A 21004-nucleotide genomic window follows, 5' to 3' on the forward strand; every position below is an offset into this window, starting at 1 on the left:
GCAGACCATCGACAACCCGTTCGGCACGAGGTTGTCACCCATGTCTTAGGTACATTCTGTTACCCATGTCTCCGGGTCGTACCCTGTTTTTTCTGGTCGGAGTGGCAGGATTTGAACCTGCGACCCCATCGTCCCGAACGATGTGCGCTACCAGGCTGCGCTACACTCCGTGACCAGACCGCGGGCTTATAGCCGCCGCGTTTGGTTACTGCAAGCGTCAATGGAGGCGCTTCTGTCGCATTTCTTTCGCTTTCGCCGCCACGTCATACAGGTTTCAGTTTCCTGTCGCACAAACACGGCTTAAAGGGCTTCTGGGTAACCGTCGCCTTGCCTCGAAGCACCTGATTCAGCAGCCTGGAGTTTGCAGCCTTGTCGATGAAGATCGTTAGCGATGTCAGACCAAACACTTTTGAGTTTGAAACCTCGGCGCTGATCAAGCCGTCCGGGTTTCGCGAATATGATGCGCGCTGGTGGTTCGGCCATCCCGGCTCGAACGAAACGCCGGAACTCAATCTGATCGGCGTTCAGGCGCTCGGCATGGGGCTCGGCACGCTGATCCGTCGCCTGGGTGCCGGGCCCGACATCGTCACCGGCCACGATTTTCGCTCTTATTCGCTTGCCATAAAGCTGGCGCTGGTTTCCGGGCTGATGGCAGCCGGCGCACGGGTCAAGGATGTCGGGCTGGCCCTGTCGCCGATGGCTTATTTCGCCCAGTTTGCGCTCGACACCCCGTCCGTCGCCATGGTCACTGCCTCGCACAACGAGAATGGCTGGACCGGCGTCAAGATGGGCGCGGCGCGCCCGCTGACTTTTGGTCCGGAGGAGATGAGTGCGTTGAAGGCGATCGCGCTGTCCGGCGATTTCGATCTTGTCGGTGGCGGCTCCTATGACTTCGTTGCGGACTTCCGCAAAACCTACCTTGACGATCTGACAGCGGGAAAGCGTATCTCCAGGAAGCTCAAGGTGGTGGCCGCTTGCGGCAACGGCACCGCTGGGGCTTTCGCTCCCGAGGCACTGGAAAGGATCGGCTGCGACGTAATCCCACTCGACGTCGAGCTCGATCATACATTTCCCAATTACAATCCAAACCCCGAAGACATGCAGATGCTGCACGCCATTCGCGACAAGGTGCTGGAAACGGGCGCCGATGTCGGGCTCGGTTTCGACGGCGACGGCGACCGCTGCGGCGTGGTCGACAATGAGGGCAACGAGATCTTCGCCGACAAGGTCGGTGTCATGCTGGCGCGCGACATTTCGCACCTCTATCCCGGCTCGACTTTCGTCGTCGACGTCAAGTCGACCGGATTGTTCATGACTGACAAGGTGTTGCGGGAAAATGGCGCGGTCACCGACTATTGGAAAACCGGTCACTCCTATATCAAACGGCGCGTCGCCGAACTCGGCGCCGCCGCCGGTTTCGAGAAATCGGGCCATTTCTTCTTCAATCCGCCGATCGGCCGCGGCTATGACGATGGCCTGGTAACGGCCATCGCCATATGCCAGATGCTGGATCGCAGTCCGCAAAGCAGCATGGCCGATCTCTACCGCGATCTGCCGCTGACGTTCGGCACGCCGACCATGTCGCCACACTGCGCCGACGAGCTCAAATACGGCGTCGTCGAGCGCGTCGTAGGCGATTTTCGCAAGATGAAGAACGACGGCGCGGTCTTCGCCGGCCAGAAGATCGCCGAACTGATCACCGTCAACGGCGTCAGGGTCGTGGCGGAGGACGGCACCTGGGGGCTGGTGCGGGCATCCTCGAACAAGCCGGAGCTTGTCGTGGTGGTCGAAAGCCCGGTATCATCCGAGCGGCGCCGGCAGATGTTCGAAGCCGTCGATGCCGTGCTGCGCCGCAGCCCCGAAGTCGGCGCCTACAATCAGACCTTTTGAGCACGAGGCTTGTTTTCATGACCGAACGGATCGTCAGTTTTGTGATGAGCGGCGGCGTCGGCTCGCGGCTGTGGCCACTGTCGCGCGAGGACAATCCCAAGCAGTTCCATGATTTTTCCGGCGACGGCTCGATGCTGGCCAAGACGCTGCGCCGGCTGACCGCCCGGCCGGAGGGCGAAACGCCGGTCTTCCTGATTGCCTCGGAAAGGCACGCCGACCGCGTTCATGCCGATATTGCCGGTCTCGAGCTTTCCGGCGGCGGCCCGCTGTTCGAGCCGACCGGCCGCAACACTGCCGCGGCCGTTGCCTTGGCAAGCCTGCGCACCTTGTCGGAATTCGGCGACAGCCTGGTGCTGGTGGTGCCCTCCGACCACGAGATCGCGACGGCGCAGCAATTCTGGCAGAGCGTCGAAGCCGGCACCGCGGCGGCGCGCGACGGCAGGCTGGTGGTTTTCGGCATCAAGCCCGCGCAACCCGAGACCGGCTATGGCTACATCGAGGTGGCCGGCGAGCGGGACGGCATCTGCGACGTCTCGCGTTTCGTCGAAAAACCCGATCTCGCCACGGCGCAGAGCTATCTCGAGGCCGGTAACTTCTATTGGAACACCGGCATCTTCCTGTTTCGCGCCAGCGCCATGCGCGATGCATTCATGGCTTTCCAGCCCGACATCTGGAGCGCCACCGAGGCTGCTTATCAGGCGGCGACATCAGACCTTTCCGGCCTCTATATGCCTCTGGAGCTCTATGCCGCCATCCCATCGACATCGATCGACTATGCGATCATGGAGCGCGCCAGCGGCATCGCCATGGTGCCGGCGGGCTTTCGCTGGAACGATCTCGGTTCCTGGCAATCGCTGCTCGACGTCGGCCCCTCCGACAGGCAGGGCAATGTCATCGTCGGCGATGTTGTCGCCATCGATTGCGAGAACTCCTATATCCGCAGCGATGGTCGCCTCCTGTCGGCCATTGGCCTGAAGGACGTCGCCATCGTGTCGACCGCCGACGCCACTTTCGTCGCGCCGGTCAGCCACAGCCAGAATGTCAAAAAAATCGTCGAGCAGCTCGAAAAGAGCGGTCGCCTTGAGACCAGGTTCACGCCCGCCGACGATCGCGTCATCGAAAGCGGCGCCTGGCAGCGCCGCGTGCACCATTGGCTGTTCGAGGAGACGGTGCCGTTGTGGTCGACGGTCGGCGTCGATGAGCGCCATGGCGGTTTCCACGAAGCGCTCGGCTTCGATGCCGCCCCGCTGATGAAACCCAAACGCATGCGCACGCAGGCCAGGCAGATCTACGCCTTCGCCGTCGCCAAGGCGCGCGGCTGGAACGGCCCGGCCGATCGGCTGATCAGCCACGGCCTCGAATTCATGGCCAGGCACGGACGTACCGACAATGGCGGCTGGGTACGCACCCTCAACATCGACGGCACCGTCGCCGACGGCGCCGAGGATGCTTACGATCATTCCTGCGTGCTCCTGGCGCTGGCGCATGCCCATATGTGCGGCAATCCCGATGCGTTGCGGCTTGGCGAGGAGACCTTTGCGTTCATCGACGCGCATCTCGAGGACGAACGCCTGACCGGCTTCCGCGAGACCTCGAGCGGCGAGGGCGAGCGCCGCTCCAACCCGCACATGCATCTGCTCGAGGCGTTCCTGGCCTGGCATCAGGCGACCGGCGAGCGCGCTCATCTCCGCCGCGCCGCGCGCATCGTCGATCTGTTCCGCAGCCATTTCTTCGACCCGGAAAGCTGGACCCTTGGCGAGTATTTCGACCATGAATGGCGGCCGGCCCCTGGCGAGAAGGGCACCTGGACCGAACCGGGCCATCATTTCGAATGGGCCTCGCTGCTGGTCGACTTCGCCGGTCGCAGCCGCCAGAGCGACTTGACCGGCCTCGCCAGGAAGCTCTACGCGTCGGCGATCGCCAATGGCCTGAATCGCGCCACGGGCCTCGCCTACGGCGCCGTCTCGCGGCAAGGACTGCCGCTCGACCGTGTCTCGCGCAGCTGGCCGCAGGCCGAAGCGATCAAGACGGCGATCGCGCTGGACGGTTCGGGGGGTCCCGACCTGAAGCCGGAAATCGAGGCGCGGGTCGGCCGGTTGTTCCGCTGGCACATCAATCCGGCACCGCTCGGCCTGTGGATCGACCGCATCGACGAGCGTGGCCGCTCGCTGGCAAACGAGGTGCCGGCCAGCATCTTCTATCATCTCGTCTGCGCGCTGACCCAGTATCTCGACGGCACGGCCCGCAAGGATCAGTACGGGCTGGCGACATCCCCGGTCTCGACATAGACCGACTTCAGCTGCGAATAGAGCGCTAGCGCCGCGAGCGAGTTCTCGCGGCCGATGCCGGACTGCTTGAAGCCGCCGAAGGGGATTTCGACCGGCGTCAGATTGTAGGCGTTGATCCAGCAGGTGCCGGCCTGCAGTTCGGCGATGACACGATGGGCGCGCGCCAGGTCGCGGGTGAACACGCCGGCGGCGAGGCCGAATTCGGTATCGTTGGCGCGCTCGATCACCTCGTCCTCGCTGTCGAACTTCAGCACGCTCATCACCGGCCCGAAAATCTCCTCGCGCGCTATGCGCATCGTGTCGGTGACACCGGTGAACACCGTCGGCTCGACGAAGAAGCCACCCTGGAAACCCTGCAGCGAAGGCACATTGCCGCCGCAGGCGAGCACCGCGCCATCCTGCTTGCCGGCCTCGATGTAAGAGACCACCTTGTCGTGCTGCGCCTTCGAGACCAGCGGCCCCATCTGCGTGTCCGGATCGAGCGGATCGCCGATGCGGATTTTCTTCGTCCGTTCGGTCAGCCTCTCGACGAAACGGTCATGGATGCCGCTCTGCACGAAGACCCGCGTGCCGTTGGAGCAGATCTGGCCGGTCGAATAGAAATTGCCGAGCATCGCGCCGCCGATGGCATTTTCGAGGTTGGCGTCTTCGAAGACGATCAGCGGCGACTTGCCGCCAAGCTCCATCGTCGCGTGCTTCATCTTCGAGCCGGCGAGCGACAGCACCTTGCGGCCGGTCGGCACCGAGCCGGTCACCGAGACCTTGGCGACGACGTCATGGCCGACAAGGCCAGCGCCGACATCGCCCAAACCCTGCACGACATTGAACAGCCCGTCCGGCAGGCCGGCCTCGGTGTAGATTTCGGCGAGCGCCAGCGCTGAAAGAGGCGTGTTCTCCGACGGCTTGAACACCATGGCATTGCCCATGGCGAGAGCCGGTGCGGATTTCCAGCCGGCGATCTGGATCGGGTAGTTCCAGGCGCCGATGCCGACGCAGACGCCGAGCGCCTCGCGCTTGGTATAGGCAAAGGGCCCGCCGAGATCGACGGCCTCGCCATTAAAGGCGGCAACGGCGCCGCCGAAATATTCCAGGCAGTCGGCCGCCGACGGGGCGTCAGCAACCAGCGTCTCCTGGATAGGCTTGCCGGTATCCAGCGTCTCGATGCGCGCCAGATCGGCATTGCGCCCGCGCAGAATGTCGGCGGCACGGCGCAGGATGCGGCCGCGTTCGACCGGCTTCAGCCGCGCCCAGGCCGGTTGTGCTGCACGCGCCGCCTCGATCGCTAGCTCCAGCACGTTCGGCGTCGCCGAGCGCAGCATGGCGATGGTCTCTCCGGTTGCCGGATAGATGACCGGCAGCGCTGCGCCGCGCTCGTCGTCGATATAGCGGCCGTTGACATAATGCGATGCCGTTGGCTGGGCGCGCATGACTGTTCTCCAAATCGTCTTGCCGCGGCATGCGGAATATGCGTCCGCCGGATCATGGCCTATCTGTCCGACACCTGCCAGCGCGGATTGATCCATGGTTCCTGGTTGGAAGGTGGCAGCGGCGTGCGCCCGAGAATGTGGTCGGCGGCCTTCTCGCCAGTCATGATCGACGGCGCGTTGAGATTGCCGTTGGTGACGCGCGGGAAGATCGAGGAATCGGCGACCCGCAGCCCTTCGATGCCGATGACGCGGCATTCGGGATCGACGACGCTCATCGCATCATCGGCACGGCCCATCTTGCAGGTGCCGCAAGGATGGTAGGCGCTTTCGGCGTGATCGCGAATGAAGGCGTCGAGTTCGTCATCCGATTGTATATGCGCGCCCGGCGACAGTTCCTTGCCGCGGTACGGATCGAAGGCCGCTTGCCCGAAAATCTCGCGGGTCAGCCGGATGCAGTGGCGGAACTCCTTCCAGTCGTCCGGATGCGACATGTAGTTGAAGCGGATCACCGGCTTCGATTTGGGATCGGGCGAGCGCAGCGTGACCGAACCGCGCGACTTCGACCGCATCGGCCCGACATGCGCCTGGAAACCATGCGCCTTGGCCGCCGCCTTGCCGTCATAGCGGACCGCGGCCGGGATGAAGTGATACTGGATATCGGGATAGTCGACGCCAGCGCGCGAGCGCACGAAGGCGGCTGCCTCGAAATGGTTGGTGGCGCCGAGGCCGGATTTGAAGAACAGCCATTGTGCCCCGATCATCGCCTTCGAAAACGGATTCAGCACCGAGTTCAGCGTGATCGGCTTTGTCGATTCCTGCTGGATGTAGAGCTCCATATGATCCTGCAGATTGCGGCCGACGCCCGGCCGGTCGGCGATCACGGGAATGCCGTTCTCCCTAAGGTGCTGGCCGGGGCCGATGCCGGACAGCATCAGGATCTTGGGCGAGTTGATCGAGGACGCGGCAACGATCACCTCGCGCCGCGCTCTGACTACCTGAATCCGTTTGCGCGCTTCGATCTCGACGCCGGTGGCGCGTTGATTCTCGATGATCACCCGCCGGGCGAAACCCTTGACCAGGATGACATTTTTCCGCCTCAGCGCCGGCCTCAGATAGGCGCTCGCCGCCGACCAGCGACGGCCGCCGCGGATGGTCTGCTCCATCGGCCCAAAGCCCTCCTGCTTCGCGCCATTATAGTCGTCGGTCAGCTCGAAGCCGGCCTGACGGCCTGCCTCGACGAAGGCGCCATAGAGTGGGTTCGTCCTCGAGCCGCGCTGCACAGTCAGCGGGCCGCCATGGCCGCGCCAGCCATCCTCGCCGCCTGCGCTGTCCTCCATGCGCTTGAAATAGGGGAGCACGTCGGCAAACCCCCAGCCGGCCGCGCCCTGTTCGGCCCAGTGGTCGAAGTCGCGGGCATGGCCGCGCACATAGACCATGCCGTTGATCGAGGACGAGCCGCCGATGACCTTGCCACGCGGCGTCGCCAGCACGCGGCCACCGAGGTGCGGCTCGGGCTCGCTGGCAAAGCCCCAGTCGTAGAGGCTCATATTGAGCGGGATCGACAGCGCCGACGGCATCTGGATCAGCGGCCCGATATCGCTGCCGCCATATTCGATGATGATCACCGAATGCTTGCCATCCTCCGACAGCCGGTAGGCCATGGCCGAGCCGGCCGAGCCGGAGCCGATAATGACGAAATCCGCTTCAAGCATGGTTCATGCGCGCCCGTGGTTCATATGCGCAATGAAATCGGCCAGCGAGACGTTGCCGCCGGTTGCCACTACGAGAACGGTCTTGCCGGTCGCGTCGACCTTGCCGCCGAGCAACGCCGCCAGCGAAGCAGCGCCGGATGGTTCGAGCACCAGCTTCAGCCGCTCGAAGGCGATGCGCATGGCGCGCCGCACCGAAGCATCGTCGACGGTGACGCCGCGAACGCCGGCCGCCTTCACCGCTGCGAACGGCGCGTCGCCCGGCCGCCGCGACATCAGCCCGTCGCAGATCGATTTCGGCCCGATCGGCATGGTTTCGATGGCGCCATGCGCCAGCGACGAGCCCATGCCGTCAAAACCTTCCGGCTCCACGCCGATGATCTTCGTGGACGGCGACAGGTAGTGGAAGCCCAGCGAAACACCGCCGATCAGGCCGCCGCCGCCGACTGAGCAGAACAAGAGATCGGCCTCCGCTTGCCTGGCGGCGAGCTGGTCGAATGCCTCCAGCCCGGCACCGGCCTGGCCGGCGACGATCTCCGGATCGTCGAACGGGTGCAGCAGCGCCAGGCCTTCGCCCGCAGCGATCTCGCGCGCCTTGGCGGCGGCGACTTCCTCACGCGCGCGCTCCCCATGGTCAGTCAGCACCACGCGAGCGCCGTAACCCGATGTGGCGTCGCGCTTAGCGGCCGGAGCGTCGATCGGCATGACGATGGTGACGGGAATGCCAAGCGCCTGGCCTGCCGCCGCCAGCCCCTGCGCAAAATTGCCGGAGGAGTAAGCGACGACGCCCTTTTTGGTTTCGTCAGGCGAGAGCTTCTTCAGCCGCCAGTAGGCGCCGCGCACCTTGAACGATCCGGCCCATTGCAGCGATTCGGCCTTAACGAAGACGCGGGCAGCGCCGGTCTCGCGGGCGAGTGCCGCCGATTCCAGCAGCGGCGTGACCTGCGTTGCCTTGGAGGTGACGGCATAGGCCTGCCTGAGATGGTCGAGCGAGGGGACGAGACGGTCTGCCATCATTTGCCTCGCGGAAAGCGCTTCTGCTCTTCGAGCAGGTCGAGGTTCATATGGTTGCGCATGTAGCGCTCCGATGCCTTCTGCAGCGGCTGGAATTCCCAGGGATAATGGGTGCCGTTGCGCAGCGCCGGGTAGACCACCCAGCGGCGTGCCTGGCTGGCACGCACCGCGGCATCGAACGCCGCCATGTCCCAACGCGCCCGCACCTTGTCGGTGAAAGCGGCCACCAAAGCCGCATTGGCCGGATCGGCGGCGAGATTGGTCAATTCCCGCGGATCCGATTCAAGATCAAACAGTTGCGGCGGATCGATCTCGCAATGGATGAATTTGTAGCGGCCCTCGCGCATCGCCACCATCGGCGCGTTGGAGCCTTCGGCGGCATATTCCATCAGCACCGGCGCGGAGCGTTTCTTTCCGTTCAGCAACGGCAGCAGCGACTGGCCGTCGGTCCACGGCGCAATCGCGCTGATGTCGATGCCGGCGAGATCGCAAAGCGTCGGCGTCACGTCGAGGTTGGAAACCGGCGTCTCGATCAGCCCGGCGTGTACGCCCTTGCCGGCGATCATCAGCGGCACCCGCGCCGAACCTTCGAAAAAGCACATCTTGAACCACAGGCCGCGCTCGCCGAGCATGTCGCCGTGATCCGAGCAGAAAAGGATGATCGTATCGTCGAGCATTCGCGTGCGCTCGAGTACCGACAGCAATTCGCCGACCTTGTCGTCGAGATAGGAGATGTTGGCGAAATAGCCGCGCCGTGCGCGGCGTATCTGCTCAGCGGTGATGTCGAACCTGTCATAGTCGCTGGCGCGGTAGAGCCGCTGCGAATGAGGGTCCTGCCTGTCGTAAGGAATGAAGCCGACCTCGGGCTCGAGCGCCGGGCAATCCTGGTAGAGGTCCCAGTAGCGCCGCCGTGCGACGTAGGGATCGTGCGGATGGGTGAAGGAAACCGTCAAGCACCAGGGCCGATGTGCGGCATCGTCGGAGACGCGGGCAAAATCGTAGAGCTTCTGCACCGCATGGAAGGCGACCTCGTCGTCATATTCCAGCTGGTTGGTGATCTCGGCGGTACCGGCGCCGCTGACGGAGCCGAGATTGTGATACCACCAGTCGATGCGCTCGCCGGGTTTGCGATAGTCGGGTGTCCAGCCGAAATCGGCCGGATAGATGTCGGTGGTCAGCCGCTCCTCGAAACCGTGCAACTGGTCCGGCCCGACGAAATGCATCTTGCCGGAGAGGCAGGTGTGATAACCTGCGGCGCGCAGATGATGGGCAAAGGTCGGGATCGAAGACGCGAATTCGGCGGCGTTGTCATAGACCCCGGTGCGTGACGGCAACTGGCCGCTCATGAATGCGGCGCGGCCCGGCGCGCAGAGCGGCGAGGCCGTGTAATTGTTGCAAAAACGCGCCGAACGCGCGGCGAGCGCCTTCAGATGCGGCGCGTGCAGGAAGTCCGCCGGCCCATCCGGAAACAGCGTTCCGTTGAGCTGATCGACCATGACGATCAGGATGTTGGGTCGCTTGGATGTCACTGCTTCTGCCGTCCGCTGAGCTTCGTTTCGAGATAGTCCTCGACCAGTGCAATCGCGGTCGCGGCATCGGGAACACCGTCCTTCAGCGCGCGCCTGATATAGAGCCCGTCGATCAGCGCCGCGGTCGCTTCGGCGACCCGATCGGCCTCGCTTCTCGGCAGGATGCCGGCCAGCCCGCTGAGCAGATTGGAATGCAGCCGGCGCGCATAGACCTTGAGCAGCCGGCGGAGTGCTGCCGATTTCTGCGCCTCGACATAGAAGGCGAGCCAGGCGGCGATCGTTTCGGGCTGGAACTGGATGTCGGAGAAATTGACCGCGACCACCGCCGAGACGCGCTGGCGCGCCGTGCCGGCCGCGCGAAGTGCGCGGCGCGTATCGGCGGTGAGTTCGCTGAGGATGTGCCGCATCGTCGCCAACAGCAATTCGTCCTTGACGCCGAAATAATGGTGGGCAAGCGCCGAGGACACGCCGGCGCGCCCGGCGATTTCCGACATCGTCACATCAAGCGAACCGCGCTCGCCGATCGCCGAGATCGTTGCGTCGATGAGCGCCCTGCGGCGCAACGGCTCCATTCCGAGTTTCGGCATTCCTGCTCCGGCCTGTTGGGACAAGATTATTTTTTATTGACGCATCAATCAACAAAAATCCAGCCTGATTTGCTGGCAAAAGCCAGGCACTATGACCAGATGATCAAGATCAAGCGATTGTGCGGTTCTGGCCCCTTCACGAAGCCGGCGGAACGGTTCATGCTTGAACAATGCTGAGGCGGGCCGCGACATACGTTGCCCGGCCCGCAGGATGGAGGTTGCCATGACAGCATGCATCGTCGGCTGGGCGCATTCGCGCTTCGGCAAGCTCGAAGGCGAGACGCTGGAGAGCCTGATCACCAAGGTGGCAGTCGAGGCGCTCGATCATGCCGGCATCGGTCCGGATGACGTCGACGAGATCGTGCTCGGCCACTTCAACGCCGGGTTTTCCGCCCAGGATTTCACCGCGAGCCTGGTCCTCCAGGCCGACGACCGGCTGCGCTTCAAGCCGGCGACCCGCGTCGAGAACGCCTGCGCCACCGGCTCGGCGGCGGTCAGGCAAGGCATCCGCGCCATCGACGCCAATGCCGCCCGTATCGTGCTGGTGGTCGGCGCCGAGCAGATGACGACGACGCCCGGTCCCGAGATCGGCAAGAACCTGCTCAAGGCCTCGTATCTGCCGGAGGACGGTGACACGCCGGCAGGCTTCGCTGGCGTCTTCGGCAAGATCGCCCAAGCCTATTTCCAGCGCTACGGCGACCAGTCGGATGCGCTGGCGATGATCGCCGCCAAGAACCACAAGAACGGCGTCGACAATCCCTACGCGCAGATGCGCAAGGATTTCGGCTACGAGTTCTGCCGGCAGGAAAGCGAAAAAAACCCCTTCGTCGCCGGTCCGCTGAAGCGCACAGACTGCTCGCTGGTGTCGGACGGTGCCGCCGCGCTTGTCCTTGCCGACACGGCCACGGCGCTGAAGATGCGCCGCGCCGTCGCCTTCCGCGCCAATGAGCATGTGCAGGATTTTCTGCCGATGTCGAAGCGCGACATTCTCGCCTTCGAAGGCTGCGAGCAGGCCTGGAACCAGGCGCTGAAGCAGGCGGGCGTGACGCTCGGCGACCTGTCCTTCGTCGAGACGCATGACTGTTTCACCATCGCCGAACTGATGGAGTATGAGGCGATGGGCCTGGCCAGGCCGGGCGAGGGCGCCAAGCTGGCCCTGGATGGCGAGACGGCGAAAGATGGAAGGCTGCCGGTCAATCCGTCTGGCGGGCTGAAGGCCAAGGGCCACCCGATCGGTGCCACCGGCGTATCGATGCATGTGCTGGGCGCGATGCAACTCGTCGGTGAGGCGGGCGGCATCCAGGTGCCGGGAGCAAAGCTCGGCGGCATCTTCAACATGGGTGGTGCCGCGGTCGCCAACTACGTTTCCATTCTCGACCGGATCAGATAAACCCGCCCGCATTTGCGGGAGGTGACATGACAAATCCGGTTCTGGTCGAGGTCTTGCGCGGCGCTCTCGTCGAGAGCGCCCATCGCGGCGCTGTTGCCGTCTTCGACGCCGACGGCAAGCCGGTCTGGGAGATCGGCGACACGGCACAGCCGGTGTTCCCGCGTTCGGCGGTCAAGGCGATCCAGGCGCTGCCGCTGGTCGAGAGCGGCGCTGCCGATGCCTACGGCTTCGGTGACCGGGAGCTGGCGCTGGCCTGCGCCTCCCATTCCGGCGAGCCGCCGCATGTCGAGCTGGCACGCGCCATGCTGGCGAAAGCCGGCCTCGACGAGACGGCACTCGAATGCGGCGCGCATTGGCCGTCGAGCCACGGGGCGACGCTGGCGCTTGCCCGCGCCGGCCGTGCGCCGAACACCTTGCACAATAATTGTTCCGGCAAGCACTCAGGCTTCCTATGCACCTGCGTTCACAGCGGCATCGCCCATCGTGGTTACGTCGAGGCTGGCCATGCCTCGCAGGAGATGGTGCGCGAAGCGATGCAGGCGGTGACCGGTGCTGCCCATGACGCCGATCACCGCGGCACCGACGGCTGCTCGATTCCGACCTATGCCGTGCCGCTGCGCAGCTTTGCCCTTGGCTTTGCCCGCATGGCGACAGGTGCCGGCTTCGAGCCGGTGCGCGCCCGGGCGGCGAAGCGGCTGCTTTCCGCCTGCATGGCCGAGCCGTTTTTCGTCGCCGGCACGGGCAGGTCCGACGTCGCGATGATGGAGGCCGCGCCGGGCCGGATTTTCGTCAAGGGAGGCGCCGAAGGTGTTTTTTGTGCAGCCGTTCCGGAGCTTGGCCTTGGCATCGCGCTGAAGTGCGACGATGGCGCCGGCCGCGCCGCTGAAGTGATGGTCGCAGCCGTGCTGGCTAAGCTTTTGCAAGCCGACCAGGCGCTCGCAGCGAAACTGACCGAACAGGCAAATCCGCCTATCGAAAGCCGGATCGGCGCCAAGGTCGGCGCGCTCCGGCCGACGGCCACCCTCAACTGACGTGGTTGCGCTCGACGGTCAAATGCGCGTAGCCGGCATTGCCTGATGCGGCGAGGTCACCGGTCACTCGCTCGGCCCAGCGTTGGCCGACGATCGCGCCGTTCTGGACTCGGTCGATGACATTGTCGGAGATGATTGCCGTTCCGGCACCTTCGACCACGGTCACGACGATGCCGGTCCCCGCCTTGCGGACGATGTTTCCCGTGGCGACCACATTGCGCATGAACGGTCCCCAGCCGATCTGCATGCCGTAGAGCGGCGCATTCTCGACGACATTGCCGGAAACGGTGGTGTCGGCCTCGACGCTGATGCCGACGCCGAAGCCGGGCGCGTCCGCAGGGTAGGGACCGCTGGTCGACAGATTGCGGACGATGTTGCCGGAGCACACGCCCATGCGGCCGCCTTCGTTGAAGTTGACGATCGAAATACCGTTCGCAGCACCATCGACGATGTTGTTGCCGATGACGGCGCCTTCGAACGAGAATTCGGAATACACGGCCGTCTCGCCCGAACGCGAGCAGGTGTTGCCGGTGATCTGCAAATTGCTGGAACTGTTGGCGCGGATCGCCGAGAACGCGCAATCCGAGACAATATTGCCGGAGATGATGACATTGCCGGCGCGGAACGCATTGATGCCGTTGCCGTTCTGGCCGGTTCCGCCGCTGCGCGCCTGGATGCGCTCGATCCGGTTGCCGCTGACGATGGTGCCGTCTTCCGCTGCCTGCCAGCGGTGCACGAGAATGCCGCCATTGGCGCAGTCGGAGACGCTATTGCCTGATATTTCCAGGCCATCGGCCTCGACCGAATAGATGCCGGCATCGGCCGCACCGGATATCTCCGAGCGCTCGATGCGGCCCGAGGCATGTTCGAGCGCCAGACTGTTCTTGCCGCTGCCGGTCATCTGGCAGTTGTCGACGACCAGATGGGCGATGCGGCGCAGATCGAGCAGGCCTTGCGTGTAGTCGCCCATCCAGCGGTTGCTGCCGTCGAACACCAGCCCGCTGAGTTCGATATGCTCGGCCCGTTCGGCCATAATGAGATGGCCATTGCCACCATAGACGATCCGCGATGCGCCCGGCACGCCGGACAGGCGCACCCGGCCGGGCAGCGACAGGTTGGAAACGATATAGATCCCCGGCGGCAGGAACACCGGCATGTCGCGGTCGTGCGCGTCGCGCAGCAGCTTGGCGAAAGCCTTGCTCTGGTCGTCAAGCGCGCCGGGCCGGACGCCGAGCTCGGTCGCGTTGATCGCCCCGCGCATCGCGGCTTTCTCGATGCCGGCCAGGTTTTTCGCCGCTGCTTTGCCGAGCGAAATCCCCATGACGGCAAAGCCGGCGGTCTGCGCAAGCAGCGTTCGTCTGTTCAACATCGGCACAGATCCTTGCGTCCAACGCTCACGCCGCAGGATTCGTGCCAGACTAGCCCGGTCGAACTCGTGGTGAAAATCTGACGCTTGGCCCCTATTCGATCCTCGTTGGCTCAGCGATCACCGCATTTACCCCGTTGAAGGCAAGTTGCAGGAATGTCTGGTCGATCTCCGCGGGGGACAGCTTCGTATCCCTCTCAAGCCACCAGTGCATCACTTCAAAGAACGCGCCAACGATGAAGCGTGTGGCGATCTCAAGTCTGGCCCCGCCTTGATCACCTTGGATATTCGCCAACTCATGGCGAACCTGCCTGCTTATCCAGCCGCGGATCTCTTCTGGCATTTCGCGCTTTTTCCCGCCCATCAGCGCACGGTGCATCTCCCGCGTGGCAAGAGCATGCTCGAACACCGGACCGCTGAAGGAAAAGCCCTTGGCGTTTCGCTGCGAATAGCGTTCGGCACCGTGCGCCTGCAAGGTCTTCAGATGGTCGTCGATCGTTGCTTTCCTCAAGCGGTCCTTGTCGGGATAGTGTGTGTAGAAAGTCGAGCGGCCGACATCGGCTTCCCTGCAGATATCCTCGACCGTGATCGCCGTATATCCCTTCTCGGCGGTCAGTCTGAAAAGCGCCTGCTGCAGTCGGCTGCGGGTCCTGGCGACCCGACGGTCGATCGGTCCGGCTGGCATCGGCAACATCCTTTTCCGGCCAAAGGACACCAAATCGTCCAGTATTGGGCGCGTCGGTGCGATGTGGCCAGTAAAACTGATACTGGACACACTGTCCAGTATCCTATGCTCTTGCGGAAGGCCCAGCGCGATGCCCGGCTGGCCGGAGATAAAGCAATGCACCAACGTCTTTTCGGAACAATAGTCGGAGGGCATGCGTTAGTCGCGCTCGTCAAAGTGGCCGTGGTGCTCGCGGCATTTTTCTCGTTGGGACAGGCAAATGCGGTCTTTTCCTTGGGAGTTCCCGTCCTCCTGCTTCATGCTGGTGCACTCGTCGTAGTCGCGAGCTTATTGATATGGCAAAGCGCTCACGGGCGGCTGTCCGGAAAGGACCGCAGACCGGCCGCCGGCGAGGAGAAGGCGCTGCATGTCGGCATCACGCTTCATTCCGCCGCCCTGTACGATATGCTGGCGTGGCTTCTGACCTTCGGTCGCGAACGTGCTTTTCGCGAAAGGATATTAAGCTTTGCGGAGCTGAAGCCGGGAGAAGTGGTCCTGGATGTCGGGTGCGGCACCGGCACCACCGCGCTCCTTGCCAGACAAAAGTGGCGCCGGAGGGGCGCGTGCACGGCGTCGACGCCTCCGCCGAAATGGTTGCGCGCGCGACGGCAAAGGCCCGGCGAGCCGGGCTACAAGTCGGGTTCTCGACCGCCACCGCTCAGGAACTGCCTTTCAAGGATGGGGAATTTGATGTCGTCCTCAGCACGCTGATGTTCCACCATCTTCCAAAGAAGGGCCGCGAGGAATTCGGCAGAGAGGCCTTCCGCGTCCTGAGGCCGGGCGGTCGTGTGCTTATCGTCGATTTTGCGAAACCGCCGCGCCAGAAGAGCACCTTTCGGCTCCACCGGCATGGTTACGTCGATTTGGACAAAGTTGCAGCGGATCTCGGCCGGCACGGCTTCAATATCGTTGAGCAAGGCGACGTCGGAACCAAGGGGCTCCGCTACCTAGTTGCGCAACCGGACCTTAGCCTTGCGGCCCTCGAAGCGCGATAGTGCGCCAAGTTGAGGCATTCGCATGGCCAGCTTTACACCCCAAGCAGCTGTCTAATCTCGGGTACTGAACCCCAGATCTTCACCATTAGCCTCTTCATCAGCAATGGCTTGTGGAGTCGCCATTCCAAGCCTAAGTTCGTCAGATGAGCAGGGCCTTCACCCGCGAGGAAGACAGCGAAAACGCCATCGCCGGCATCGGCGAGCGGCCGATCAGCCATCACCGCAATCTGGTCACGGAACGCGGCATGGCGCTGATCGATGCCGAGGTGGCCGCTCTGCGCGACGAACTGGGCAGAGCCGAGAAGAGGGCCGACCGCGAGCGCATCGCGCTGGTGTCGCGTGATCTCCGCTATTGGACGGCGCGGCGTGAAAGCGCCGAGCTTTCGGTGCCCGAACCGGGGAGCGACCTGGTTCGTTTCGGCATGGGTGTCACCCTGGAAAGCGACGACGGCAAGAAGGTGCACTGGAAGATCGTCGGCGAGGACGAAGCCAATCCGGGCAAAGGGACAATTTCCCATATGTCGCCGATGGCGATGGCGCTGTTCGGCAAGAAGGTCGGCGAAGTTGCCGTGGTCAACGGCAAGGAATGGGAGATCGTCAAGCTCTCCGACAGTTAGTCTTCGAGCTTGACGACATGATCGCGGAAGAACGCTGCGGCGCCGGCCTCGTCGATTTCGCCGGCGGCGACGCCCATGACGAATTCGTAAAGCATGCCGTCATTGGCCGACAGGGCATAACCATTCACAATCAGAAATGCGCCGGACGCGACAATGGCCGTGCGTTTGTTGCCGTCGACAAAGGCATGATTTCTGGCAATGCCGAAGACATAGGCGGCTGCGAGTTCCTCAACCGACGGGTCTCCGTAGTTGGCCTTGTTTTCGGCGCGAGCGAGCGCCGATTCGAGGGCATTTTCATCCCTCAAGCCTTGTGCTCCGCCGTGTCGGCGCAACTGCTCCGCGTGCATGGCTTCGACTGCACGCCGCGTTAGAAACTCCCAGCTCATTCGGCGAGCTTCTGAAGCGCGACCTTGTATTTGTCCATGACCTCGCGGGCAGCTTTCATTTGCCGCTCGAAGCTGTCGTCCACTGGCTTCAGCGCAAGACCGTCACCTGTTTCAACGATTTGAAGCTGGTCGCCGGCCTTCAGGTTCAGACGATCGAGAAGCTCCCTCGGCAGGATCACGCCTTCGGAATTGCCGATCTTGCGAATGGTCGTGTTCATGGTGAGGCATCCTGTTGCAACGCTGATTATAACTCAGCGTGTTTCTTGTTGCAACAGACATTATAACAAAGCGTCAGCCGGCCTGCAGCAGCCGGTCCATCAGCCGCTCCGCCGCTTCCGGGATAACCGTGCCGGGCGGGAAGATTTCAGTGGCGCCTGCCTGCCGGACTGCGTCGTAATCCTGCGGCGGGATGACGCCGCCGGCGACGATCAGCATGTCGTCGCGGCCGAGCTTCTTCAGCGCATGCTTGAGTTCGGGAATAAGCGTCAAATGGCCCGCAGCCAGCGACGAGGCGCCGACGATGTGCACGTCATGCTCGACCGCCAGCCTGGCGATCTCGTCCGGCGTCTGGAACATCGGCCCGACGGTGACGTCGAAGCCTAGGTCGGCAAAGGCGGTGGCGATCACTTTCTGGCCGCGATCATGGCCGTCTTGCCCCATCTTGGCGACCAGAATGCGCGGCTTGCCGCCGGACTTCTCCTCGAACGCGATGATCTTGTCCTGCAGCCGGTCGACCACCGGATTGTGGCCGAGCGCGTTGCGATAGACGCCGGAGATCGTCTGCACCGAGGCGACATGGCGGCCGAAAACCTTTTCCAGCGCCAGCGAAATCTCGCCGACCGTGGCGTTGGCGCGTGCGGCCCGGATGGCGAATTCCAGCAGGTTTGCGTTACTCCCGGCAGCACGGGTAAGCGCATCGAGCGCGCTCTCGACGGCGGCGACGTCACGCGTGCCTTTCAGCCGCTGCAGCTTCGACAATTGCCGCGCCCTGACTTCGGCATTGTCGATCTTCAGCACGTCGACTTCGATGTCCGTGCCGGGACGGTGAGCATTGACACCGACCACGATCTGTTCGCCTGAATCGATGCGCGCCTGGGTGCGCGCGGCAGCCTCTTCAATGCGCAGCTTCGGTAGGCCCTTTTCGATCGCCGCGGCCATGCCGCCGAGGCTCTCGACCTCCTCGATATGCGCAAGCGCACGCGCCGCCAGATCATGCGTCAGCCGTTCGACATAGGCGGAGCCGCCCCACGGGTCGATAATGCGCGTCGTGCCGGACTCCTTCTGCAGGATGAGCTGTGCGTTGCGGGCGATGCGGGCCGAATGGTCGGTCGGCAGCGCCATTGCCTCGTCGAAGGAATTGGTGTGCAGCGACTGCGTATGCCCTTGAGTCGCCGCCATCGCCTCGATCATGGTGCGGATGATGTTGTTGTAGGGATCCTGCGCCGTCAGCGACCAGCCCGAAGTCTGGCAATGGGTGCGCAGCGACAGCGAGCGCTCGCCCTTCGGCGAAAAGTTCTTCAGCATCAGGCTGGCCCACAAAAGGCGCGCTGCTCTCAGCTTGGCGACTTCCATGAAGAAATTCATGCCGATCGCCCAGAAGAAGGAAAGGCGCGGCGCGAAACGGTCGATGTCGAGGCCGGCCGCGACGCCGGCGCGGGCATATTCGATACCGTCTGCAATCGTGTAGGCGAGCTCGAGATCCGCCGTCGCTCCTGCCTCCTGCATGTGGTAGCCGGAGATCGAGATCGAATTGAACTTCGGCATGTGCTTCGACGTGTAGGAAAAAATGTCCGACACGATCCGCATCGAAGGTTTTGGCGGATAGATGTAGGTGTTGCGCACCATGAACTCTTTCAGGATGTCGTTCTGAATGGTCCCAGTGAGATCCTTCTGCGCGACGCCCTGTTCCTCCGCCGCCACAATATAGAGCGCCATGATCGGCAGCACCGCGCCGTTCATCGTCATCGATACCGTCATCTCGTTAAGCGGGATGCCGTCGAACAACTGGCGCATGTCGAGAATGGAATCGATGGCGACGCCGGCCATGCCGACATCGCCGGCGACGCGCGGATGGTCGCTGTCGTAGCCGCGATGCGTGGCGAGATCGAAGGCGACCGACAGGCCCTTCTGGCCGGCGGCAAGGTTGCGACGGTAGAAGGCATTGGACTCTTCGGCAGTCGAGAAGCCGGCATATTGCCGGATCGTCCAGGGTTGCTGGACATACATCGTCGGATAGGGGCCGCGCACGAAGGGCGGCAGGCCTGGATAGGTATCGAGATGTGGCAAGCCCTTGAGATCGCCCTGGTTGTAGAGATGCTTGACGGCAATGCCTTCCGGCGTCACCCGCTGGCCTTTGACCTCGACCGGCACCCGCCGTGGCGGCGACCAGCCGATCTGGCTGAAATCCGGGATCATGGCACGGCTCCGATCGACTGATCGATGCGGATCGGAAATAGCGGCTCGCACACCGCAACGCCTTCGGTGAAGGCAGGCCGCCGCTCCGCCGCCAGCGTCTCGACCGGACGCTCGGTCTTCGACGGGTGCAGCGTCGTGCCGACGATCGCCCGTTCGCCCGCCTGGTAGGCTGTGTTGCGGCGGGCGGAAGCTGCCTGGACGCGCCTCTGGATGTGGCCTTGCTCAAGGCTGGTCAGCACGCCGCCTTCTGCCTCGATCTGCTGGAACTCCTGCCAGGCCGCCGCGCAGAGCTCCGCAGTCAGCGCTTCGACGGCGCCCGAACCGCAAACCGGATCGGCGACGTGGTCGATGTGGCTTTCATTGGCCATGATCAGTTGCGCGTTGCGGGCAACGCGGCGAGCAAAACCCGCGGGTAGGCCGTGCGCGATCGTGTGCGGCAGGATGGCGATCGAATCCGCGCCGCCGACGGCAGCCGCGAAAGCGGCGATGGTGGTGCGCAGGATGTTGGTTTCCGGGTCGGCCGCCGTCATCATCCGGAAGGAGGTTTCGGCATGGATGCTGGCGGTGGAGGGCGGTATCGAGCAGGCCTCCTGGACACGCGCCCACAGCCTGCGCAACGTCCTGACCTTGGCCGTCGAAACGAATTGGTCGTGGTCGACGCTCAGCGCAAAACCAATATGCGGCGCCGCGTAGACGAGCGGCTGGCGCGCCTTCTCGAACAGCCTCAAATAGGAGACGGCCGAGGCGAGCATGGTGCCAAGCTCCTGCGCCTCGGTGGCGCCGGCATTGTGGAATACCCGCCCGTCGGCCTCCAGCAGCACGCCGGGCACACCCATCGAAAAGAAATGCGCCAGCGATTGCGGCATCGAAGCCTGTAAAGCCTCGATCGACATGCGCAGCCTGCCGGTCCCGGCAAAGATCGCCGCCGGATCGATGCCGAAGGAGAGGTTGAGCTTTGCCGGGTCGGAGCGGCGCTTGGTCAAGAACGCCACCAGCCAGTCGGCCACGGCACGGCTCCAGGGATGGGCGTCGATGCGGATCTGGATGCGGTTGAGCGGCACGCCGTCGAGTACGCCCTCCAGCGCCTCCGCCGTCCTCGGCAAGCCGTAGCCGAAGGCGTTCGGCGCACCTTCGAAGACAAGCGACAGTCCGGTAGCACCCTGCGCGACGTCTTCCAGCGCCTGCGCACTGGCGCGGCCTATATCCGGATCGTCGATACGCTGGCTGACGATCCACGGTGATCCCGGGTTGGCGCGCACGACAGGCTCGGCGGTTACCGAACGCTCGTAGAGCGGCTCGATGCGGATGGCGTCGTCCGTATGCGAGACGAGCTTTTCCTCGAAGGACCCGCCGCCCAGCGCCTTCTCCGCCAGCGCCAGCCATCGTTGCCGGTCGACGTTTGGAAGTTCGGCATCCTGGGTCAAGGCACCGGCGCCCATCGGTTCTCCTCGTTCTAGCGGCCGCGGCGGCCGACTATGTCAGTCTACGGTCCCCGGCCCGATATCACAATGCAGCACACTTGCCGTGCAACACGCCTTCCGTGATGCCGACCGTCAACCGATTGCCAAACATGGGCAGGTTCCGCAAGCTCCAAAAGCCATTTTCGACGGTGCCCATTGTCGCTGCGCAATGGCCT

Annotated in this window: 17 protein-coding genes and 1 tRNA gene; 6 read left to right on the plus strand and 12 right to left on the minus strand. The window is 63.8% G+C overall.

Annotated elements, in window-relative coordinates:
• Positions 1 to 93: 93 nt before the first annotated feature.
• Positions 94 to 170 (minus strand) — tRNA-Pro (locus NKH42_RS26030).
• 205 nt (positions 171 to 375) lie between these two features.
• On the opposite strand from NKH42_RS26030, the gene NKH42_RS26035 reads away from it, so the two are divergent.
• Positions 376 to 1890, plus strand: coding sequence for a phosphomannomutase/phosphoglucomutase (locus NKH42_RS26035; RefSeq protein WP_502896120.1), 1515 nt, complete (start codon positions 376 to 378; stop codon positions 1888 to 1890).
• 17 nt (positions 1891 to 1907) lie between these two features.
• Entirely contained in the window at positions 1908 to 4178 is a 2271-nt protein-coding gene (locus tag NKH42_RS26040; RefSeq protein ID WP_352752373.1) for an AGE family epimerase/isomerase, read from the plus strand.
• On the opposite strand, the gene betB is transcribed toward NKH42_RS26040, so the two are convergent.
• The 5 genes from betB to betI are packed head-to-tail and all read right to left on the minus strand — an operon-like array spanning position 4142 to position 10444.
• Positions 4142 to 5605, minus strand: coding sequence for a betaine-aldehyde dehydrogenase (gene betB, locus NKH42_RS26045; RefSeq protein WP_352752371.1), 1464 nt, complete (start codon positions 5603 to 5605; stop codon positions 4142 to 4144). The genes NKH42_RS26040 and betB overlap by 37 nt on opposite strands.
• A 59-nt stretch (positions 5606 to 5664) precedes the next feature.
• Entirely contained in the window at positions 5665 to 7317 is a 1653-nt protein-coding gene (betA, locus tag NKH42_RS26050; RefSeq protein ID WP_352752370.1) for a choline dehydrogenase, read from the minus strand.
• 3 nt (positions 7318 to 7320) lie between these two features.
• Entirely contained in the window at positions 7321 to 8328 is a 1008-nt protein-coding gene (locus NKH42_RS26055; protein ID WP_502896119.1) for a threonine/serine dehydratase family protein, read from the minus strand.
• Entirely contained in the window at positions 8328 to 9857 is a 1530-nt protein-coding gene (gene betC / locus NKH42_RS26060) for a choline-sulfatase (RefSeq protein WP_352507460.1), read from the minus strand. Before betC ends, NKH42_RS26055 begins: the two co-directional genes overlap by 1 nt.
• Entirely contained in the window at positions 9854 to 10444 is a 591-nt protein-coding gene (betI, locus tag NKH42_RS26065; RefSeq protein ID WP_352454288.1) for a transcriptional regulator BetI, read from the minus strand. The genes betC and betI overlap by 4 nt, the downstream gene beginning before the upstream one ends.
• A gap of 223 nt (positions 10445 to 10667) precedes the next feature.
• On the opposite strand from betI, the gene NKH42_RS26070 reads away from it, so the two are divergent.
• The gene (locus NKH42_RS26070; RefSeq protein WP_352974640.1) at positions 10668 to 11834 is read left to right on the plus strand and encodes an acetyl-CoA acetyltransferase; all 1167 of its coding nucleotides are present in this window, start codon (positions 10668 to 10670) and stop codon (positions 11832 to 11834) included.
• Between the two features lie 26 nt (positions 11835 to 11860).
• Positions 11861 to 12865, plus strand: a complete 1005-nt coding sequence (locus NKH42_RS26075) for an asparaginase (RefSeq protein WP_352507463.1) — start codon at positions 11861 to 11863, stop codon at positions 12863 to 12865.
• Here the strand turns inward: NKH42_RS26075 and NKH42_RS26080 are convergent.
• Together NKH42_RS26080 and NKH42_RS26085 are read right to left on the minus strand one after the other, a co-directional pair.
• Positions 12858 to 14234, minus strand: coding sequence for a TIGR03808 family TAT-translocated repetitive protein (locus tag NKH42_RS26080; RefSeq protein WP_352507464.1), 1377 nt, complete (start codon positions 14232 to 14234; stop codon positions 12858 to 12860). The genes NKH42_RS26075 and NKH42_RS26080 overlap by 8 nt on opposite strands.
• A gap of 91 nt (positions 14235 to 14325) precedes the next feature.
• Positions 14326 to 15111 carry a TetR/AcrR family transcriptional regulator gene (locus NKH42_RS26085; protein ID WP_352507465.1) on the minus strand — a complete coding sequence of 262 codons (786 nt, stop codon included), beginning with the start codon at positions 15109 to 15111 and terminating at the stop codon, positions 14326 to 14328.
• Positions 15112 to 15251: 140 nt separating this feature from the next.
• On the opposite strand from NKH42_RS26085, the gene NKH42_RS26090 reads away from it, so the two are divergent.
• Both NKH42_RS26090 and NKH42_RS26095 read left to right on the plus strand, forming a co-directional pair.
• A complete protein-coding gene (locus NKH42_RS26090) occupies positions 15252 to 15950 on the plus strand; it encodes a class I SAM-dependent methyltransferase (protein ID WP_352740863.1) in 699 nt (232 codons plus the stop codon).
• 143 nt (positions 15951 to 16093) lie between these two features.
• Positions 16094 to 16567 carry a GreA/GreB family elongation factor gene (locus NKH42_RS26095; RefSeq protein ID WP_352507466.1) on the plus strand — a complete coding sequence of 158 codons (474 nt, stop codon included), beginning with the start codon at positions 16094 to 16096 and terminating at the stop codon, positions 16565 to 16567.
• Here NKH42_RS26095 and NKH42_RS26100 read toward each other — a convergent pair.
• The 4 genes from NKH42_RS26100 to NKH42_RS26115 all read right to left on the minus strand — a co-directional run bounded on the left by NKH42_RS26100 (position 16564) and on the right by NKH42_RS26115 (position 20807).
• Positions 16564 to 16953, minus strand: coding sequence for a type II toxin-antitoxin system death-on-curing family toxin (locus NKH42_RS26100; RefSeq protein WP_352690047.1), 390 nt, complete (start codon positions 16951 to 16953; stop codon positions 16564 to 16566). The two genes, NKH42_RS26095 and NKH42_RS26100, sit on opposite strands and share 4 nt — an antisense overlap.
• Entirely contained in the window at positions 16950 to 17171 is a 222-nt protein-coding gene (locus tag NKH42_RS26105; protein ID WP_095496758.1) for an AbrB/MazE/SpoVT family DNA-binding domain-containing protein, read from the minus strand. Before NKH42_RS26105 ends, NKH42_RS26100 begins: the two co-directional genes overlap by 4 nt.
• 73 nt (positions 17172 to 17244) lie before the next feature.
• Positions 17245 to 19368 (minus strand): methylmalonyl-CoA mutase, encoded by a 2124-nt coding sequence (gene scpA / locus NKH42_RS26110; protein WP_352690045.1) that lies wholly within the window; start codon positions 19366 to 19368, stop codon positions 17245 to 17247.
• Entirely contained in the window at positions 19365 to 20807 is a 1443-nt protein-coding gene (locus NKH42_RS26115) for a methylmalonyl-CoA mutase subunit beta (protein WP_352690043.1), read from the minus strand. Before NKH42_RS26115 ends, scpA begins: the two co-directional genes overlap by 4 nt.
• Positions 20808 to 21004: the final 197 nt, after the last annotated feature.

It is taken from the genome of Mesorhizobium sp. M1142 (genome assembly GCF_040318565.1).
In the GTDB taxonomy this organism is placed as follows: domain Bacteria; phylum Pseudomonadota; class Alphaproteobacteria; order Rhizobiales; family Rhizobiaceae; genus Mesorhizobium.

Coding starts and splice junctions, on each gene's coding strand:
- scpA (WP_352690045.1), bottom strand. CDS start 19,368: ATGATCCCGGATTTCAGCCAGATCGGCTGGTCGCCGCCACGGCGGGTG.
- NKH42_RS26055 (WP_502896119.1), bottom strand. CDS start 8,328: ATGGCAGACCGTCTCGTCCCCTCGCTCGACCATCTCAGGCAGGCCTAT.
- NKH42_RS26075 (WP_352507463.1), top strand. CDS start 11,861: ATGACAAATCCGGTTCTGGTCGAGGTCTTGCGCGGCGCTCTCGTCGAG.
- NKH42_RS26105 (WP_095496758.1), bottom strand. CDS start 17,171: ATGAACACGACCATTCGCAAGATCGGCAATTCCGAAGGCGTGATCCTG.
- NKH42_RS26080 (WP_352507464.1), bottom strand. CDS start 14,234: ATGTTGAACAGACGAACGCTGCTTGCGCAGACCGCCGGCTTTGCCGTC.
- NKH42_RS26095 (WP_352507466.1), top strand. CDS start 16,094: ATGAGCAGGGCCTTCACCCGCGAGGAAGACAGCGAAAACGCCATCGCC.
- betB (WP_352752371.1), bottom strand. CDS start 5,605: ATGCGCGCCCAGCCAACGGCATCGCATTATGTCAACGGCCGCTATATC.
- NKH42_RS26115 (WP_352690043.1), bottom strand. CDS start 20,807: ATGGGCGCCGGTGCCTTGACCCAGGATGCCGAACTTCCAAACGTCGAC.
- NKH42_RS26070 (WP_352974640.1), top strand. CDS start 10,668: ATGACAGCATGCATCGTCGGCTGGGCGCATTCGCGCTTCGGCAAGCTC.
- NKH42_RS26040 (WP_352752373.1), top strand. CDS start 1,908: ATGACCGAACGGATCGTCAGTTTTGTGATGAGCGGCGGCGTCGGCTCG.
- betI (WP_352454288.1), bottom strand. CDS start 10,444: ATGCCGAAACTCGGAATGGAGCCGTTGCGCCGCAGGGCGCTCATCGAC.
- NKH42_RS26085 (WP_352507465.1), bottom strand. CDS start 15,111: ATGCCCTCCGACTATTGTTCCGAAAAGACGTTGGTGCATTGCTTTATC.
- NKH42_RS26100 (WP_352690047.1), bottom strand. CDS start 16,953: ATGAGCTGGGAGTTTCTAACGCGGCGTGCAGTCGAAGCCATGCACGCG.
- NKH42_RS26035 (WP_502896120.1), top strand. CDS start 376: ATGAAGATCGTTAGCGATGTCAGACCAAACACTTTTGAGTTTGAAACC.
- NKH42_RS26090 (WP_352740863.1), top strand. CDS start 15,252: ATGGCAAAGCGCTCACGGGCGGCTGTCCGGAAAGGACCGCAGACCGGC.
- betA (WP_352752370.1), bottom strand. CDS start 7,317: ATGCTTGAAGCGGATTTCGTCATTATCGGCTCCGGCTCGGCCGGCTCG.